Source organism: Streptomyces sp. NPDC126497, from assembly GCF_040302425.1.
Lineage (GTDB): Bacteria > Actinomycetota > Actinomycetes > Streptomycetales > Streptomycetaceae > Streptomyces.
In genome coordinates, this window is the sequence record NZ_JBEORT010000002.1 from 111392 (window position 1) to 128110 (window position 16719).

The following is a 16719-nucleotide window of genomic DNA, read 5'->3' on the forward strand; positions in this document are numbered from 1 at the left end:
GACCGCGGGCGGCCGCGCCTCCTCCGGCGCCCGCACGGCCCGGGAAGCGCCCCGGGGGCGAGGGCCTCCCCCGCGCGGGCAGCGCGTTCACCCGTTCGCCCCCGGGCGTGCGCCGCCCCGGTGGCGTGCGGGCGCGCGGGGAGCGGGTGCCGGCGGCCCCGCGGTCACGCGCCGGTCGGGTCCTCGCCCCGGTCCAGGGCCTTCCAGAGGTCTTCCGGGCGGTCGGGGTCGACGCGGGCGGGCCTGCGGCGGGGGGCGCCGTCGCGTTCGTAGCGGCCGGACATGGCCGGCCAGAGGCGGCCGTAGCGCAGCGCGAGCAGGCCGGCCAGCAGCAGCAGTACACCGCCCGCGACGGCCACGTACGGCCACGCCGTGTGGCTGAGGGCGTCCACGGTCGCGGAGGTGTCGCCCGACGCCTGGGCCGCCTTCTCGTCCAGCGCCCCGCGGTCCGACGCCCCGAACAGCGCCGCCGCCACCGTGCCCGCCCCCGACAGCGCCAGCAGCGCGGCGACGGCGAGGCGGCCGGCCCGGCGGACGGCGAACACCGCGACCATCGCCGCCAGCCCCACGACGGCCAGGGCGGCGGGCACGCCCGTGACGTCGCTGCCCTTCGCGGTCAGGGGAAACGTGCCGCCGGCCACCGTGGCGGTGCCCTGCGACCACTGCTGCCGGGTGGCGATCAGGGCCACGGACGCGCCCAGGGCGCCGCACAGCAGGGCGACGGCGAGGCTGAGACGGCCGCTGCGGGCGGAGCCGGCGGCCTCGGAACGGGGGGTGGGTACGGCAGTCACGTCATCCACTATCGCCCGGCCTCCGGGCGAACCGACACCCGGGGTTCGTCCCGGACCGTCCCCAGCCGGTTCGCGGTGTGCACCGCGCGCAGCACCGCCGCCGCCTTGTTGCGGCACTCCGTGTCCTCCGCGACCGGATCGGAGTCGGCCACGACCCCCGCCCCGGCCTGCACGTACGCGGTGCCGTCCCGCAGCAGCGCGGTGCGGATCGCGATCGCGGTGTCGGAGTCGCCCGCGAAGTCGAGGTAGCCGACGCAGCCGCCGTACAGCCCGCGCCGGGACGGTTCGAGCTCGTCGATGATCTGCAGCGCGCGGGGCTTGGGCGCGCCGGAGAGCGTGCCGGCCGGGAAGCAGGCGGTGAGCACGTCGAAGGCGGTGCGGCCGGCGGTGACCCGGCCGGTGACCGTGGAGACGATGTGCATGACGTGCGAGTACCGCTCGACGGACATGAAGTCGACGACCTCGACGGAGCCGGGTTCGCAGACCCGCCCGAGGTCGTTGCGGCCCAGGTCGACGAGCATGAGGTGCTCCGCGCGCTCCTTGGGGTCGGCGAGGAGTTCCTCGGCGAGGGCCTGGTCCTCCCGCGGGGTGGCGCCGCGGTGCCGGGTGCCGGCGATGGGGTGGACCATGGCCCGCCCGTCCTCGACCTTCACCAGGGCCTCGGGGGACGAGCCGACGACGTCGAAGCCGTCGAAGCGGAACAGGTACATGTACGGGGACGGGTTGGTGGCCCGCAGCACCCGGTAGACGTCGAGGGCGCTCGCCGTGCACGGCGTCTCGAACCGCTGGGAGGGGACGACCTGGAAGGCCTCCCCCGCGCGGATGCGTTCCTTGATGTCCTCCACGGCCCGCTGGAAGTCGGGGCCGCCCCACAGCGCGGTGTACCCGGGCAGTTCGGAGGGCGGCAGCACGGCGGGCGGCTGGGCCACGGCGCGGGTGAGGTCGGCCTCCATCGCGTCGAGCCGGGCCACGGCGTCGGCGTACGCCTCGTCGACGCCGGTCTCCAGGTCGTTGTGGTTGATCGCGTTGGCGATCAGCCAGACCGCGCCCTCCCAGTGGTCCATCACGGCGAGGTCGCTGGTGAGCAGCATGGTCAGCTCGGGCAGTCCCAGGTCGTCCCGCTCGCCGGGGCCGACCTTCTCCAGGCGGCGCACGACGTCGTAGCCGAGGTAGCCGACCATGCCGCCGGTGAAGGGCGGCAGGCCCAGGTCGTGGGCGAGGTCGCGCGGGGTGTGCAGGGCCTCCAGGGTGGCGCGCAGCGCGGCGAGCGGGTCGCCGTCCACGGGGACGCCGACGGGCGGGACGCCCTCCCAGTGCGCCTGCCCGGCGCGTTCGGTGAGGGTGGCGGCGGAGCGGACGCCGACGAAGGAGTAGCGGGACCAGGACCGGCCGTTCTCCGCGGACTCCAGCAGGAAGGTGCCGGGGCGCTCGGCGGCGAGCTTGCGGTAGAGCGCCACCGGGGTGTCGCCGTCGGCGAGGAGCTTGCGGGTGACCGGGACGACCCGGCGGTCGGCGGCGAGCCTGCGGAACGTCTCGAGGTCCATGGCGGCGGACCTCACTGATCCGCGGCGGGGGCGTCCGCCACCAGCACGTCGGCGTCGAAGCAGGTGCGGGCGCCGGTGTGGCAGGCGGCGCCCACCTGGTCGACCTTGACCAGCACGGTGTCGGCGTCGCAGTCCAGGGCGACCGCCCTGACCCACTGGACGTGGCCGGAGGTGTCCCCCTTGACCCAGTACTCCCGGCGGCTGCGGGACCAGTAGGTGCAGCGGCCGGTGGTGAGCGTGCGGTGCAGCGCCTCGTCGTCCATCCAGCCCAGCATCAGCACCTCTCCGGTGTCGTACTGCTGGGCGATGGCGGGCAGGAGGCCGTCGGGGCTGCGCTTGAGCCGTGCGGCGATCTCCGGGTCGAGTCGGCTGGGCCGGGGCGTGCTGGTCATGCCGACCATTGTGCCGCGCGGGGGCGTCGCGTCCTCGCGGACGTCCACTGTGCGGACTCCACGGACGGCCGTAGGCTGGCTCGCATGTCGACCCATGCCAAGCGTGAACGACTCCTCCTGGCCGATCTGCTGGAGACCGTGGGCCCGCAGGCCCCCACCCTGTGCGAGGGCTGGACCGCCCGGGACCTCGCCGCCCACGTGGTGGTGCGCGAGCGCCGTCCCGACGCGGCCGGCGGGATGCTGGTCAAGCAGTTGGCGGCCCGTCTGGAGCGGGTGACGGCGGAGTTCGCCGCCAAGCCGTACGAGGAGCTGATCCAGCTGATCCGGACCGGCCCGCCGCGCTTCTCGCCCTTCTCGCTCAAGCAGGTCGACGAGCTGTCGAACATCGTCGAGTTCTACGTCCACACGGAGGACGTGCGCCGCGCCCAGCCCCACTGGACGCCGCGCGAGCTCGACCCGGTGTTCCAGGACGCGCTGTGGTCGCGGCTCGAGCGCTCCGCGCGGCTGATGGGCCGCAAGGCGCCGACGGGGCTGGTGCTGCGCCGCCCGGACGGCCGGACGGCGGTGGCGCACCGCGGCACCCCGGTGGTCACGGTGACCGGGGAACCGTCCGAGCTGGTGCTGTTCTCCTACGGCCGGCAGAGCGCAGCCGAGGTCGGGCTGGACGGCGACGAGAACGCGATCGCGAAGCTGCGCGAGACCAAACGGCTCGGCATCTGATCCGCACCCGAAAGGCGCAGCCCATGATCAAAGTGGCCATGACCAGCGTGTACGTCGACGACGTGGCGAAGGCGCACGCCTTCTACACCGAGGTCCTCGGCTTCGAGACCCGCACCCACCTGGATCTGGGCGACGGCACGCTGTTCGTCACCGTGGGCGCGAAGGAGGGAGCCCAGCGGGACCTGGAGCTGCTGCTGGAGCCGGGGCAGGGGCCCGTGGCGGAGCCGTACCGCAGGGCGGTGCGCGAGGCGGGGCTTCCCGCGATCGTGTTCTCCGTGGACGACCTCCGCGCGGAGTTCGAACGGCTCCGCGGGGAGGGCGTCCACTTCGTGCAGGACCCCCGGGAACAGGGCCCGGTGCTCACCGCCCTGCTGGACGACACGGTCGGCAATCTGGTCCAGCTGACCCAGCCGGCCGGCTGAGCCTCACCGCACCGGGTGGCCGGCCTCCCGCAGCGTCTCCTTGACCTGGCCGATGCGCAGGTCCCCGAAGTGGAAGACGGAGGCGGCCAGCACCGCGTCCGCGCCCGCCGCGACCGCCGGCGGGAAGTCGCCGAGCTTCCCGGCGCCGCCTGAGGCGATCACCGGGACGGTGACGTGCTTCCGGACGGCGGCGATCATCTCCAGGTCGTAGCCGTCCTTGGTGCCGTCGGCGTCCATGGAGTTGAGCAGGATCTCGCCCGCGCCCAGTTCGGCGGCCCGGTGCGCCCACTCCACGGCGTCGATGCCGGTGCCGCGCCGGCCGCCGTGCGTGGTGACCTCGAAGGAGCCGGAGTCGGTGCGCCGGGCGTCGACCGAGAGGACGAGGACCTGACGGCCGAAGCGTTCGGCGATCTCCCTGATGAGGTCGGGGCGGGCGATGGCGGCCGTGTTGACGCCCACCTTGTCGGCGCCCGCGCGGAGCAGCTTGTCGACGTCCTCGGCGGTGCGGACGCCGCCGCCCACCGTCAGCGGGATGAACACCTGCTCGGCGGTGCGGCGCACCACGTCGTAGGTCGTCCCGCGGTTGCCCGACGAGGCGGTGATGTCCAGGAACGTCAGCTCGTCGGCGCCCTCGGCGTCGTACACCTTGGCCATCTCGACGGGATCGCCCGCGTCGCGCAGGTTCTGGAAGTTGACGCCCTTGACGACCCGGCCGTTGTCCACGTCCAGGCAGGGGATGACTCGGACCGCCAGGGTCATGAAGTCACGGCTCCTCTGAATGCTTCGAGTTCCACTGAGACCAGTACGCGCGAGTCGACGAAGCCCTCGACCACCAGCAGGGTGGTGACCGGGCGCACCGCGTCGAACAGCTCCTTGTGCGCCCGTGCGGCCTCGTCGACGTCCCGCGCGTGGGCGAGGTGGAGGCGTGTGCGGATCACGGAGTCGACGCCGAGGCCGAACTCGGCGATCGCCTCCAGCGCGCCGGTGAAGGCCGCCTTGGTCTGCTCGTACGGGTCGCCCTCGCCGTACAGCACCTCGCCCCGGAACGCGGTCGTGCCCGCCACCAGGACGCGGTCGCCCGCCGCCACGGCACGTGCGAAGCCGATGGTCTCCTCCCAGGGGTTCCCGCTCTGCACGCGCCGTACGGCATCGGATGTCATCGCGCCACAGCCTCCAGGGCCTCTTCCAGTGTGAACGCCTTGGCGTACAGGGCCTTCCCCACGATGGAGCCCTCGACACCGAGCGGGACGAGCTCGGCGATGGCGCGCAGGTCGTCCAGGGAGGAGACGCCGCCGGAGGCGACCACCGGGCGGTCGGTGGCGGCGCAGACGCTCTTCAGCAGTTCCAGGTTGGGGCCCTGGAGGGTGCCGTCCTTGGCGATGTCGGTGACGACGTAGCGGGCGCAGCCCTCCTTGTTCAGGCGTTCCAGCGTCTCGTAGAGGTCGCCGCCGTCGCGGGTCCAGCCGCGGCCGCGCAGGGTGGTGCCGCGCACGTCGAGGCCGACGGCGATCCTGTCGCCGTGCTCGGCGATGACCCGGGCGACCCACTCGGGCGTCTCCAGGGCGGCGGTGCCGAGGTTGACGCGGGTGCAGCCGGTGGCGAGGGCGGCGGCGAGGGTGTCGTCGTCGCGGATGCCGCCGGACAGCTCCACCTTGATGTCCATCGCCCCGGCGACCTCGGCGATCAGCGCGCGGTTGTCGCCGGTGCCGAACGCGGCGTCCAGGTCGACCAGGTGCAGCCACTCGGCGCCCGAACGCTGCCAGGCGAGGGCGGCCTCCAGGGGGGAGCCGTAGGAGGTTTCCGTCCCGGACTCGCCGTGCACCAGGCGGACGGCCTGGCCGTCGCGGACGTCGACGGCGGGGAGGAGTTCGAGCTTGGCCATGTCTCTACAGGGTTCCGATCCAGTTGGTGAGGAGCTGGGCACCGGCGTCGCCGGACTTCTCGGGGTGGAACTGGGTGGCCCACAGGGCGCCGTTCTCCACGGCGGCCACGAACGGCTTGCCGTGGGTGGACCAGGTGACCAGCGGGGCGCGCATCGCCGGGTTCGCCGTCTCCAGGGTCCAGTCGTGGACGGCGTAGGAGTGCACGAAGTAGAAGCGGGCGTCCGCGTCCAGGCCGGCGAACAGCTCGGAGCCGGCCGGGGCGTCCACGGTGTTCCAGCCCATGTGGGGCACGACGTCGGCCTGGAGCGGCTCGACGGAGCCGGGCCACTCGTCGAGCCCCTCGGCCTCCACGCCGTGCTCGATGCCCCGGGCGAAGAGGATCTGCATGCCGACGCAGATGCCCATCACCGGGCGGCCGCCGGAGAGCCTGCGGTCGACGATCCAGTCGCCGCGCGCCTCCTTGAGGCCCTTCATGCAGGCGGCGAAGGCGCCGACGCCGGGCACCAGCAGCCCGTCGGCGTTCATGGCCGCGTCGAAGTCGCGGGTGATCTCGACGTCGGCTCCCGCGCGGGCGAGGGCGCGCTCGGCGGAACGGACGTTGCCGAAGCCGTAGTCGAAGACCACGACCTTCTTGGTGCTCAAGGGTTCACGCCTCCAGCCTCAGAAGACCCGTGACGAGACACATCGCGGCGCCGATGGAGAGCAGCACGATGAGGCTCGTGGGCATCTTCTGCTTCACGAAGGAGATGATGCCGCCGACGAAGAACAGGCCGACGACGATCAGGACGGTGGACAGTCCGTTCATGGTCTACAGCGCGCCCTTCGTGGAGGGCAGGATGCCGGCCGCGCGGGGGTCGCGCTCGGAGGCGTAGCGCAGGGCGCGGGCGAGGGCCTTGAACTGGCACTCCACGATGTGGTGCGCGTTGCGCCCGTAGGGCACGTGCACGTGCAGCGCGATCTGCGCCTGGGCGACGAAGGACTCCAGGATGTGCCGGGTCATCGTCACGTCGTACTCGCCGATCATCGGCGCCATGTTCTCGGGCTCGGTGTGCACGAGGTAGGGGCGGCCGGAGAGGTCGACGGTGACCTGGGCGAGGGACTCGTCCAGCGGGACCGTGCAGTTGCCGAAGCGGTAGATGCCCACCTTGTCGCCGAGCGCCTGCCTGAAGGCGGCGCCGAGCGCGAGGGCGGTGTCCTCGATGGTGTGGTGGGAGTCGATGTGCAGGTCGCCCTCGGTCTTCACGGTCAGGTCGAACAGACCGTGCCGGCCGAGCTGGTCGAGCATGTGGTCGTAGAAGCCGACCCCGGTGGAGATCTCGGTCTTCCCGGTGCCGTCGAGGTCGATCTCGACGAGGACGGACGTCTCCTTGGTGGTGCGTTCCACGCGTCCAACGCGGCTCATGCGCTCTGCTCCTTCTTGATGTCACGTACCGCGTCGAGGAACGCGTCGTTCTCGGCGGGGGTGCCCGCGGTGACCCGCAGCCATCCCGGTACGCCGTTGTCCCGGACCAGGACGCCCCGGTCGAGGATCCTCCGCCAGGTGGCGTGGGAGTCCTCGAACCGTCCGAACTGGACGAAGTTGGCGTCGGACTCGGTCACCTCGTAGCCGAGGGCGCGCAGTTCGGCGACCAGCCGGTCGCGCTCGGCCTTGAGCTGCTCGACGTAGCCGAGCAGTGTGTCGGTGTGCTCCAGGGCGGCCAGCGCGGTCGCCTGGGTGATCGCGGAGAGGTGGTACGGCAGCCGGACCAGCTGGACGGCGTCGACGACCGCCGGGTGCGCGGCGAGGTAGCCGAGGCGCAGGCCCGCCGCGCCGAACGCCTTCGACATGGTGCGGGAGATCACCAGGTTGGGGCGCCCGTCGAGCAGCCGCAGCAGCGAGTCGCCGTGGCTGAACTCGATGTACGCCTCGTCGACGACCACCATCGACGGCTTGGCCGCCTGGGCGGCCTCGTACAGCGCGAGGACCGTCTCCGGGGGGACCGCGTTGCCGGTGGGGTTGTTGGGGGTGGTGACGAAGACGACGTCGGGCCGGTGCCCGGCGATCGCCTTCTCGGCGGCGGCGAGGTCGACGGTGAAGTCCTCGTGGCGCGGCCCGGAGATCCAGCCGGTGCCGGTGCCGCGCGAGATCAGGCCGTGCATCGAGTACGACGGCTCGAAGCCGATGGCGGTACGGCCGGGCCCGCCGAAGGTCTGCAGCAGCTGCTGGATGACCTCGTTGGAGCCGTTGGCGGCCCACACGTTCTCGACGCCGACCGGGTGCCCGGCGGTCTTCGTCAGGTACTCGGCCAGCCTGGTGCGCAGTTCGACCGCGTCCCGGTCGGGGTAGCGGTTGAGGTGCCGGGCGGCCTCGCGGACCCGCTCGGTGATCCGCTCGACCAGCGGCTCGGGCAGCGGGTAGGGGTTCTCGTTGGTGTTCAGCCGTACCGGGACGTCCAGTTGGGGCGCGCCGTAGGGGGACTTGCCGCGCAGCTCGTCCCGTACGGGGAGGTCGTCGATTCCGAAGCTCACTTGTTCTCAGGCACCTTCCACCCGAACCTCGCCTTGATCGCCGCGCCGTGCGCGGGCAGGTCCTCCGCCTCCGCCAGCGTGACCACGTGGTGCGCGACCTCGGCCAGCGCGTCCTCGGTGTAGTCGACGATGTGGATGCCGCGCAGGAAGGACTGCACGGACAGGCCCGAGGAGTGGCAGGCGCAGCCGCCGGTGGGCAGCACGTGGTTGGAGCCGGCCGCGTAGTCGCCGAGGGAGACCGGGGACCAGGGGCCGATGAAGACCGCGCCCGCGTTGCGCACCCGGTCGGCGAGCGCGGCGGCGTCGGCGGTCTGGATCTCCAGGTGCTCGGCGCCGTAGGCGTCGACGACCCGCAGACCCTCCTCGACGCCGTCGACCAGGACGATCGCGGACTGGCGGCCGGACAGGGCCGGGACGATCCGCTCGTCGGTGTGCTTGCTGACCTCGACCTGTGCCTCCAGTTCCTTCTCCACCGCGTCCGCGAGCTCCGCGGAGTCGGTGACCAGGACGGCGGCGGCCAGCGGGTCGTGCTCGGCCTGGCTGATCAGGTCGGAGGCGACGTGCACCGGGTCGGCGGTGGAGTCCGCGAGGATCGCGATCTCGGTCGGGCCGGCCTCGGCGTCGATGCCGATCCTGCCGGTGAAGTAGCGCTTGGCGGCGGCGACCCAGATGTTGCCGGGGCCGGTGACCATGTTCGCGGGCGGGCAGGACTCGGTGCCGTACGCGAACATCGCGACGGCGGTGGCGCCGCCGGCCGCGTAGACCTCGTCGACGCCGAGCAGGGCGCAGGCGGCGAGGATGGTGGGGTGCGGCAGCCCGCCGAACTCCGCCTGGGCCGGGGAGGCGAGCGCGACGGACGGGACACCGGCCTCCTGGGCGGGCACGGCGTTCATGATCACGGAGGACGGGTAGACGGACCGGCCGCCCGGCGCGTACAGGCCCACGCGGTCGACCGGGACCCACTTCTCGGTGACCGTGCCGCCGGGCACGACCTGGGTGGTGTGGGTGGTGCGGCGCTGCGCGCGGTGGACGAGCCGGGCGCGCCGGATGGACTCCTCCAGGGCCGCGCGCACGGCCGGGTCCAGCTCCTCCAGCGCGCGCTCGAGGGCGGCGGCCGGGACCCGCACCCGCTCCAGCGTCACGCCGTCGAACCGCTCGGCGAAGTCGATCAGCGCCGCGTCGCCCCGATGATGCACGTCCTCGCAGATGGGCCGCACCTTCTCCAGGGCGGCCGCGACGTCGAAGTCGGCTCGGGGCAGCAGGTCGCGCAGGGCGGGGCCCTCGGGGAGGGCGTCGCCGCGCAGGTCGATTCGCGAGATCACGTACTCAATTCTCTCAGACCCGCACGGTGGGCCGTCCGCCCGTTCCAGTGGCTGATACGTCACGTCCCCGGTGACGGTGCGCACACATTTCCGAGATCCTCTTCACTTTCCGTGTTCAACACGCCACTCCGCCGGGCATGAACGGCTGTACGAAGGGACGAACCGACGAGTAGCCGGGAAGGAGGGGAGTGCCGTGACCGAGGGGGCGGGACCGGGCGGCGGAGAGCCGCCGGAGGGTCTGACCGCCACGGAGGCCGGGATGTGGCAGGCCTTCCGCAACGGCAGCGTGTACGACCTGACCAGCGGGGACACCGTCGTCGACGATCCGCACGGAGGACATCCGTGGGGCCCCGAGCGGACGGTCCGGGCGCGTGTCGTGTGCTGGCTGCTGCTGGACGGCCCGCCCGCCCTGGCCGGCCGGGTCTCGTCGCTGAAGCTGGCCGGGGTGCAGATCAGCGGCGTGCTGGACCTGGCCGGAGGCACGGTGGTGCCGTACTGGGAGCTGCGCGGCTGCCGCTTCGAGCGGGACGTGCTGCTGCCGGAGACCCGCTTCACGACCGTGCGGATGGTGGACTGCTCGATACCCCGCCTGGAGGCGGCCCGGCTGCACACCGAGGGCGATCTGCACCTGCCGCGCTGCCGCTTCCTGGGCGGCATACGGCTCACCGACGCCCGGATCGGCACGGACCTGCTGCTCAACCAGGCGATCGTGCACCGGGACCGCAGCGGCCGCTCGATAGCCGCCGACGGCATGAACGTCGGGCAGGACCTCCAGGCGGAGATGCTGGAGTCGCACGGCGAGCTGAGCCTGCGCAGTGCGACGATCGGCGTCTCGCTGAGCCTGCGCGGCGCACGGCTGGGCGACGCACGCACCCGGCTCGCGCTGAACGCGCCGCAGCTGACCGTGGAGCGCTCGCTGTACCTGACCCCGGCGGGGGTGGGCGCCCAGGCGCGCAGCGGGATGACGCCGGCGCGCGGGACGCGGATCCAGCGGTTCGAGTGCCGGGGCGGGGTGCGGCTGGACGACGGGCGGTTCGGGGACGCGGTCGACTTCGAGGGGGCCCGGTTCGTCCTCACCGACGAGCAGGAGCTGTCGCTGCGCCGGGTGCAGACGCCGGAGCTGCGCTTCCTCGGGGAGCGGCCGGCGCGCGGCCGGGTGGTGCTGTCGGGGGCGAGGGTGGTGAACCTGATGGACCGGGCGGACAGCTGGCCGGGCCCCGGCCGGCTGCACATGGGCGGCTTCGCGTACGAGAACCTGGTGCCGCGCGGGCCGTTCCCGCTGGCGCTGCGGCTGCGCTGGGTGGACGCGGCGAGCGCCGAGTACAACCCGGAGCCGTACGAGCGGCTGGCCGCCGTGCTGCGGGAGGGCGGGGAGGACGAGGACGCCCGGGAGGTGCTGCTCGCCAAGCAGCGCCGCCGCCGCGAGAGCCTGCCGCCGGCGGCCAAGCTGTGGGGTTACGCGCAGGACTGGACGGTCGCCTACGGGTACCGCCCCGGCCGGGCCGCGGTGTGGATGGCGGTGCTGTGGGCGGCCGGTTCGCTGGCCTTCGCGCGTGCCGACCATCCGCCGCTGAAGAGCGGTGAGCACCCGGCGTGGAACCCGCCCCTGTTCGCACTGGACCTGCTGCTGCCGGTGATCGACCTCGGCCAGGTGGGCTTCTGGCAGCTGCGCGGCGGCTGGCAGTGGCTGTCGACCGCGTTCATCCTGCTGGGCTGGATCCTGGCGACCACGGTGGCGGCGGGGGCGACCCGGACCCTGCGGCGTACCTAGTGGCCGCTGCGGCCGCCCGCGGCGGGAGGGGCGCGCGGGGCGCGCCCACGAGGAGGAGCGCCCTGTTTTTTACCGGGCCTTGACCGAACCCGGTACAACCTTCCGCGACTTCCGTTTCGCCTCTGGCGCTGCTGTGACCTGCGGTCTTTCAATGGTCGACACCATGGCACTGCTGCACGCGTTCACCCGTGCGTCCCGGGTGCGAGAGAAGACGACGGGCGTCACGTCACCCGTCCCCGTCGCACTGCCCGCCGACGACGAGGTGCTGCTCGACGCACCCGACGGTCTGCTGGGCCCGGCACTGGTCGGGGCCGCGGGCGGTGACCACGCGCCCGTCGCCGAACTGCTCGCCGTCACCCGGCGCACCGGCGCCTGGGAGCACCGCGACCGGTACGTGCGGCGGCTGGCCGCCTTCGCGCGCTCGCGCCCCGAGTGGCTGGACGCCTGGCGCGCCCGCGACCCGCGCGACCCCGACGGGCTGCTGGTCGACGCGCAGCGGGCGGTGGACCGCGCGTGGGACTCGCCGGCCCGGGCCGAGCTGCTGCGCGAGGTGAGCCCGCTGATCACGGCCGCCGCCCGGGCGGACAACCGCGACCCGGTGCCCTGGCGGCTCGCCCTGGACCACGCCCGCGGCGCGCGCGCCGGGCACACGTACGTCGAGGAGCTGTGGGAGGCGGCGGTCCGGCGGGCCCCGCACCACCACGGCTGCCATGTGGCGGCCCTGCGCTATCTGGCGTCCTCGTGGCACGGTTCGCACCGCGAGTGCCTCACCTTCGCGGACCTGGCCGCGCAGGACGCGCCGGAGGACTCGCTCACCCGGTCGCTGCCGCTGCGGGCGGCGTTCGGCTACCTCACCGACCGCTGCGGTTCCGAAGTGCCCCGCGCGCGGCTGGAGGCGGCGGCCGACCGCGCCGTGGACCTGTCCGCCCGGCTGCCGGCGGGCCAGCCCTGGCCGGCCGAGCTGCGCAACCTGCTGACGTACGTCCTGGTCCGCCTGGACCGCCGGCGGGACGCCCTGGAGCAGCTGCGGCTGACCGGCCCGTACGCCACGTCCTTCCCCTGGGACCGGGACGCGGACGATCCCCTCGGCCGGTTCCTGGAGGTCCGTCGGAGCGTGCGCGCTGCGGTCGTGTCCGGCCGCCCCCGACCGGGATCGCGGTCCCCGGCGCCGGCCCTCGACCGGCCGGGGAACGAGAGGGGCGGGCGACTCCGCCTCGGCGACCATTAGGCTCTTGGTTCGTGACGACCGTCCGGCTCCCGCTCTTCCCCCTGAACACGGTGCTGTTCCCGGGGCTCGTGCTTCCGCTCAACGTCTTCGAGGAGCGCTATCGCGCCATGATGCGCGAGCTGCTGAAGACCCCGGAGGACGAGCCGCGCCGGTTCGCCGTCGTGGCGATCCGCGACGGGTACGAGGTGGCGCCGAGCGCGCCCGGCATGCCCGATCCGACGGCCGAGCCCCAACGGGGGCCGGCGGCGGGTTTCGGCACCGATCCGCTGCGCGCCTTCCACAAGGTGGCCTGTGTCGCCGACGCGGCGACGGTCCGGGAGCGGGCCGACGGCACCTTCGAGGTGCTGGCGACCGGGACGACCCGGGTGCGGCTGCTGTCCGTCGACGCCTCGGGGCCGTACCTGACGGCCGAGGCGGAGCCGCTGGCCGAGGATCCCGGCGACGAGGCGGGAGCGCTGGCCGAAGGAGTGCTGCGGTCCTTCCGCCAGTACCAGAAGCGGCTGGCGGGGGCGCGGGAGCGGTCGCTGACGACCGGCGCGGACCTGCCGGACGAGCCGGGGGTCGTCTCCTACCTGGTCGCCGCGGCGATGATGCTGGACACGCCGACGAAGCAGCGGCTGCTCCAGGCGCCGGACACCGCGTCCCGGCTCCGTGACGAGCTGAAATTGCTTCGCGCGGAGACGGCCATCATCCGTAGTCTGCCGTCGTTGCCGGCCGTGGACCTGACGCGCGGCCCGACGAGTCTCAACTGACGCACGAGAGCACTGGGGTACGGGCCGGGATGGCGAAGAAGTCCAGGAAGCAGCAGCCGGGAGGCACTCCCGCGACGGTGGCGCTCACCGCGGCCGGAGTGCCGTTCACGGTGCACTCCTACGACCACGACCCCTCCCACCCGTCGTACGGCGAGGAGGCGGCCGAGGCGATGGGGGTCTCGCCGGACCGGGTGTTCAAGACGCTGGTGGCGGACGTCGACGGCGCGCTGACGGTGGCGGTGGTCCCGGTGGCGGGGCAGCTGGACCTGAAGGCCCTCGCGGCGGCGGTCGGCGGCAAGCGGGCCGCGATGGCCGACCCCGCCCTGGCGGAACGCGCCACGGGCTACGTGCGCGGCGGCATCTCCCCCCTGGGCCAGCGCAAGAGGCTCCCCACGGTGATGGACGAGTCGGCCACCCGGCACGAGACGATCTGCGTCTCGGCGGGCCGCCGCGGCCTGGAGGTCGAACTCGCCCCGGCCGACCTGGCCGGCCTGACGTCGGCGACCCTGTCCCCCATCGGCCGCGCGTAACCCCTCCCGGTGCCCGCGGGCGGGCGCACCCCCGGCAACAGCGGGCACGGGCGGCCGCACGCCGCCTCTCCGCCGTCCCCGCGGGCGACGGGCCGCGTGATCCGCACCCGCCCGGCGGCCTCGCCGGGACCCGGAGACCTACGCTTCCCGCTGCGGCCCGTGCGGCTCCGCCGGCGGAAACTGCTCCGGGTCCCGCGGCCCGAACAGCGCCGTCAGCCCCAGGTGCAGCACCAGCGCCGCGAACGGCCACGCCAGCAGCGCCCCCTTCGCGCCCAGCTTCAGCGGCGCGTCGAAGGCGACGCCCTTGCCGACGCTCCGGGCCTGCGCGATCGCGTCCTGTGCGGGATCGAGCCACATTCCCAGCCGCCAGGCCAGCACCGACCCCAGCAGCCCGCCGACCCCCAGCCCCACCACCAGCGGCACGCCCCCGCGCCGCCGCACCAGGAACACGGCGAGCGCGCTGACCACGCCGAGTCCCAGCGCGAGCAGCGCGAACGTCCCGTCCACGGCGATGCCCTGCTCGCCCTCGGAGTCCTTGAGGTAGACGACCCAGGTGTCGCCGATCACGTTGCCCACGTACGGCACGCGCGGCGCCAGCCACCACCACAGCACCCCGAGCAGCACCCCGCCGAGCGCCACCGCCCCCGCGGTCACGGCGGCCTCCCGCAGCTCCGCCTTCGTCCCGGGGCCGTCCTGCTCGTGCCACCAGCCCTGCCGCGGGGGCGCGGCGTGACCGTCCCGCCCGTGCGGGTACGAGGCGTCCGCCTGCTCGTGCGGAGGCGGTGGGGGTGTCAGAGGTGCGCTCACCCTGCCATCGTGCCAGGCCCGGCTGTGCGGCGCGTCACCGGACGGCCGCCCTGCGGTACGCCCAGGTCGCCACGACCAGCGAGAGCACGCCGACGACTGCGCACACGGCCAGGTCACCGAGGACCCTCGCCCAGTCGGGGTGCGGCCCGAAGGTCCGCGCGAAGGCCTCGACGCCGTACGTCGACGGCAGCAGGTCCCGGGCCAGGCGCACCGCCTCGGGCATCCGCTCCGCCGGCAGCACACCGAGCAGCAGCGCGGCCGACATGCCGAGCTGCCCCAGCAGCGTGGCCAGCTCCGCGCGGGGCGCGAGCAGCCCGAGCGCCGCGCCGAGTCCGGCGAGCGCGGCCCCGGCGAGCGGGATCACGGCGGCCAGCACCCACAGGTGCGCCAGCGGCAGCCCGAACAGCACGCACCCGAAGACGGCGGTCACCACGGTCCCCGGCACGGTGAACGAGGCGTACGCGCCCGCCGCGCCCAGCACCACCGCCGCCGGCGGCACCGGCAGCGTCGCGTAGTGGTCGAGCCCGCCGCTGGCCCGCAACTGCCCGAAGTACTGGGCGAGCAGGTTCAGCGCGACGAACGCGACGACCAGGACCGCCGAGCCGGCGACCACGGCCCGCGCCTCGCCGCCGCCGTCCACGACCCCGCGCATCAGGATCATGATCCCGACGGACTGGAAGGTCGCCACGAACAGCAGCGGGATCCGCGCGACCCGGGCCCGGGACAGCTGTGCCCGGTACACGGCCGCCAGCGACGGCCACAGCCGCGCCCGGGGTCCGAGCTCGGCCGGTTCCGGCGCGGCCCCCTCCTCGGCCAGGACGCCGCCCGGCACGACACCGGCGGGTACGACACTCACGTCGTGCTGCTCCCCTTCGCTCGGAGGTTCGCCCGGAACCACCGCGGTCCCGTTCCCCACGGACGCCGCGGCCCGCGTGCTCACGCCTTCACCAGCCCCTGCCGCACGGCACCGCCCAGCGCCAGGTAGACGTCCTCCAGGCTGGGCGTGGCCAGCGTGAAGTCGTCCAGGGCGGCGAAGGCGGCCCCGCCGGTGACGGTGGCGACGACCGCACGGGCCTCCTCGGGCGCCAGCCGCAGGGTCCAGCGGCGGCCCGACTCGACGACCCGGTCCCGCAGTGCGGCGACCTCGGGGACGTGCAGGGGGGCCGCCTCGCGCCACACCAGGTCGACCCGGACCTCGCCGGCGACCCGCTCCTTGAGGCCGGCCGGACTGTCGCAGGCGATCACCCGGCCGCGGTCGAGCACGGCGACCCGGTCGAGGACGGTCTCGGCCTCGATGACGTTGTGGGTGACCAGCAGCACGGTGGTGCCGTGTTCGGCGCGGCGCCGGTCGACGGCGGACCACACGGCGCGCCGGGCCACCGGGTCCATGCCGGTGGTGGGCTCGTCCAGGACGAGCAGCGGCCGCTCCCCCACCAGCGCGGCGGCGAAGCAGGCCAGCCGGCGCTGGCCGCCGGACAGCTTCCTCAGGGGACGCCCGGCGATCGGGGAGAGCCCCAGTTCGTCCAGGACGGCGTCCCGCTCGGCCCGGGCCCGCCGCGCGTCGAGCCCGCGCAGCCGGCCGGTGGTCTCGGCGGCGAGGGACACGGTCAGCTCGTCGAGGGCGCTGGACTCCTGGCCGAGGTAGGCGAGGATGCGCGCGGCGCGCTCGGGGTGGCGCACGATGTCGTGGCCGAGGATCTCCACGCTGCCGCGGTCGGGCCGCATCAGCCCGGTCAGCTGGCGCACCAGGGTGGACTTGCCGGCGCCGTTCGGCCCGAGCAGCCCGAAGATCTCACCGCGCCGGATGTCGAGCGTCACGTCGTCGGTGGCCCGGACCTCGGGCGTCGCGGGGGCCCCGCGCCGGCCGCGCACCGCCGGATAGGTCTTGGTCAGCCCGCGCACCGCGCACACGACAGCACCACCGTGCCGAAATCCCTGTGCCGCGCGCGTACTCACAAGGGACGAGCCTACGGGGTCGGCGGCCCCGCCCCGTCCTCGGGTCGCCCGGTGGCCGCGAACCCGCCCCGGTCGTCCGCCGGCCCGTCGTCC

At 74.1% G+C, this 16719-nt stretch carries 20 protein-coding genes; 6 read left to right on the plus strand and 14 right to left on the minus strand.

Features of this window, described 5'->3' with window-relative positions:
* Window positions 1-164: 164 nt before the first annotated feature.
* From ABTY20_RS01650 to hisI, 3 genes are read right to left on the minus strand one after another with little or no spacing between them, the layout of a single operon-like run.
* On the minus strand, window positions 165-800 hold the full coding sequence (locus tag ABTY20_RS01650; protein ID WP_351995003.1) for a TIGR02234 family membrane protein: 636 nt from the start codon (window positions 798-800) through the stop codon (window positions 165-167).
* Window positions 800-2335, minus strand: a complete 1536-nt coding sequence (locus ABTY20_RS01655; RefSeq protein ID WP_351995004.1) for an anthranilate synthase component I — start codon at window positions 2333-2335, stop codon at window positions 800-802. Before ABTY20_RS01655 ends, ABTY20_RS01650 begins: the two co-directional genes overlap by 1 nt.
* An 11-nt stretch (window positions 2336-2346) precedes the next feature.
* Window positions 2347-2727: a phosphoribosyl-AMP cyclohydrolase gene (hisI, locus tag ABTY20_RS01660; RefSeq protein ID WP_351995005.1), complete on the minus strand. Its 381-nt coding sequence runs from the start codon at window positions 2725-2727 to the stop codon at window positions 2347-2349.
* Between the two features lie 84 nt (window positions 2728-2811).
* Between hisI and ABTY20_RS01665 the strand changes: the two genes are divergently transcribed.
* Window positions 2812-3447 carry a TIGR03085 family metal-binding protein gene (locus ABTY20_RS01665; RefSeq protein ID WP_351995006.1) on the plus strand — a complete coding sequence of 212 codons (636 nt, stop codon included), beginning with the start codon at window positions 2812-2814 and terminating at the stop codon, window positions 3445-3447.
* Window positions 3448-3470: 23 nt separating this feature from the next.
* Window positions 3471-3869: a VOC family protein gene (locus ABTY20_RS01670; protein WP_351995007.1), complete on the plus strand. Its 399-nt coding sequence runs from the start codon at window positions 3471-3473 to the stop codon at window positions 3867-3869.
* Between the two features lie 3 nt (window positions 3870-3872).
* Here ABTY20_RS01670 and hisF read toward each other — a convergent pair whose 3' ends face one another.
* From hisF to hisD, 8 genes are read right to left on the minus strand one after another with little or no spacing between them, the layout of a single operon-like run.
* Window positions 3873-4628 (minus strand): imidazole glycerol phosphate synthase subunit HisF, encoded by a 756-nt coding sequence (hisF, locus tag ABTY20_RS01675; protein ID WP_351995008.1) that lies wholly within the window; start codon window positions 4626-4628, stop codon window positions 3873-3875.
* Window positions 4625-5029 carry a Rid family hydrolase gene (locus ABTY20_RS01680; protein WP_351995009.1) on the minus strand — a complete coding sequence of 135 codons (405 nt, stop codon included), beginning with the start codon at window positions 5027-5029 and terminating at the stop codon, window positions 4625-4627. The genes hisF and ABTY20_RS01680 overlap by 4 nt, the downstream gene beginning before the upstream one ends.
* Window positions 5026-5751, minus strand: a complete 726-nt coding sequence (gene priA / locus ABTY20_RS01685; RefSeq protein ID WP_351995010.1) for a bifunctional 1-(5-phosphoribosyl)-5-((5-phosphoribosylamino)methylideneamino)imidazole-4-carboxamide isomerase/phosphoribosylanthranilate isomerase PriA — start codon at window positions 5749-5751, stop codon at window positions 5026-5028. The genes ABTY20_RS01680 and priA overlap by 4 nt, the downstream gene beginning before the upstream one ends.
* A gap of 4 nt (window positions 5752-5755) precedes the next feature.
* Window positions 5756-6394 carry an imidazole glycerol phosphate synthase subunit HisH gene (gene hisH / locus ABTY20_RS01690; RefSeq protein WP_351995011.1) on the minus strand — a complete coding sequence of 213 codons (639 nt, stop codon included), beginning with the start codon at window positions 6392-6394 and terminating at the stop codon, window positions 5756-5758.
* 4 nt (window positions 6395-6398) lie between these two features.
* Window positions 6399-6557, minus strand: coding sequence for a CG2302 family histidine operon protein (locus ABTY20_RS01695; protein WP_351995012.1), 159 nt, complete (start codon window positions 6555-6557; stop codon window positions 6399-6401).
* A 3-nt stretch (window positions 6558-6560) separates the two neighbouring features.
* A complete protein-coding gene (gene hisB / locus ABTY20_RS01700; protein WP_351995013.1) occupies window positions 6561-7154 on the minus strand; it encodes an imidazoleglycerol-phosphate dehydratase HisB in 594 nt (197 codons plus the stop codon).
* Window positions 7151-8260: a histidinol-phosphate transaminase gene (locus ABTY20_RS01705; protein WP_351995014.1), complete on the minus strand. Its 1110-nt coding sequence runs from the start codon at window positions 8258-8260 to the stop codon at window positions 7151-7153. Before ABTY20_RS01705 ends, hisB begins: the two co-directional genes overlap by 4 nt.
* Window positions 8257-9582 (minus strand): histidinol dehydrogenase, encoded by a 1326-nt coding sequence (hisD, locus tag ABTY20_RS01710; protein WP_351995015.1) that lies wholly within the window; start codon window positions 9580-9582, stop codon window positions 8257-8259. The genes ABTY20_RS01705 and hisD overlap by 4 nt, the downstream gene beginning before the upstream one ends.
* A gap of 193 nt (window positions 9583-9775) precedes the next feature.
* On the opposite strand from hisD, the gene ABTY20_RS01715 reads away from it, so the two are divergent.
* The 4 genes from ABTY20_RS01715 to ybaK all read left to right on the plus strand — a co-directional run bounded on the left by ABTY20_RS01715 (window position 9776) and on the right by ybaK (window position 13863).
* Window positions 9776-11353: an oxidoreductase gene (locus tag ABTY20_RS01715; RefSeq protein ID WP_351995016.1), complete on the plus strand. Its 1578-nt coding sequence runs from the start codon at window positions 9776-9778 to the stop codon at window positions 11351-11353.
* Window positions 11354-11504: 151 nt separating this feature from the next.
* Window positions 11505-12581 carry a hypothetical protein gene (locus ABTY20_RS01720; RefSeq protein WP_351995017.1) on the plus strand — a complete coding sequence of 359 codons (1077 nt, stop codon included), beginning with the start codon at window positions 11505-11507 and terminating at the stop codon, window positions 12579-12581.
* Window positions 12582-12592: 11 nt separating this feature from the next.
* Entirely contained in the window at window positions 12593-13333 is a 741-nt protein-coding gene (locus ABTY20_RS01725) for an LON peptidase substrate-binding domain-containing protein (RefSeq protein ID WP_351995018.1), read from the plus strand.
* A 29-nt stretch (window positions 13334-13362) separates the two neighbouring features.
* Window positions 13363-13863 (plus strand): Cys-tRNA(Pro) deacylase, encoded by a 501-nt coding sequence (ybaK, locus tag ABTY20_RS01730; RefSeq protein ID WP_351995019.1) that lies wholly within the window; start codon window positions 13363-13365, stop codon window positions 13861-13863.
* Between the two features lie 138 nt (window positions 13864-14001).
* Here the strand turns inward: ybaK and ABTY20_RS01735 are convergent, their stop codons facing one another.
* The 3 genes from ABTY20_RS01735 to ABTY20_RS01745 all read right to left on the minus strand — a co-directional run bounded on the left by ABTY20_RS01735 (window position 14002) and on the right by ABTY20_RS01745 (window position 16581).
* Window positions 14002-14670 carry an AAA family ATPase gene (locus ABTY20_RS01735; protein ID WP_351995020.1) on the minus strand — a complete coding sequence of 223 codons (669 nt, stop codon included), beginning with the start codon at window positions 14668-14670 and terminating at the stop codon, window positions 14002-14004.
* 34 nt (window positions 14671-14704) lie between these two features.
* On the minus strand, window positions 14705-15526 hold the full coding sequence (locus ABTY20_RS01740; protein WP_351995021.1) for an ABC transporter permease: 822 nt from the start codon (window positions 15524-15526) through the stop codon (window positions 14705-14707).
* Window positions 15527-15606: 80 nt separating this feature from the next.
* Window positions 15607-16581 carry an ABC transporter ATP-binding protein gene (locus ABTY20_RS01745; RefSeq protein WP_351995022.1) on the minus strand — a complete coding sequence of 325 codons (975 nt, stop codon included), beginning with the start codon at window positions 16579-16581 and terminating at the stop codon, window positions 15607-15609.
* Between the last annotated feature and the right edge of the window lie 138 nt (window positions 16582-16719).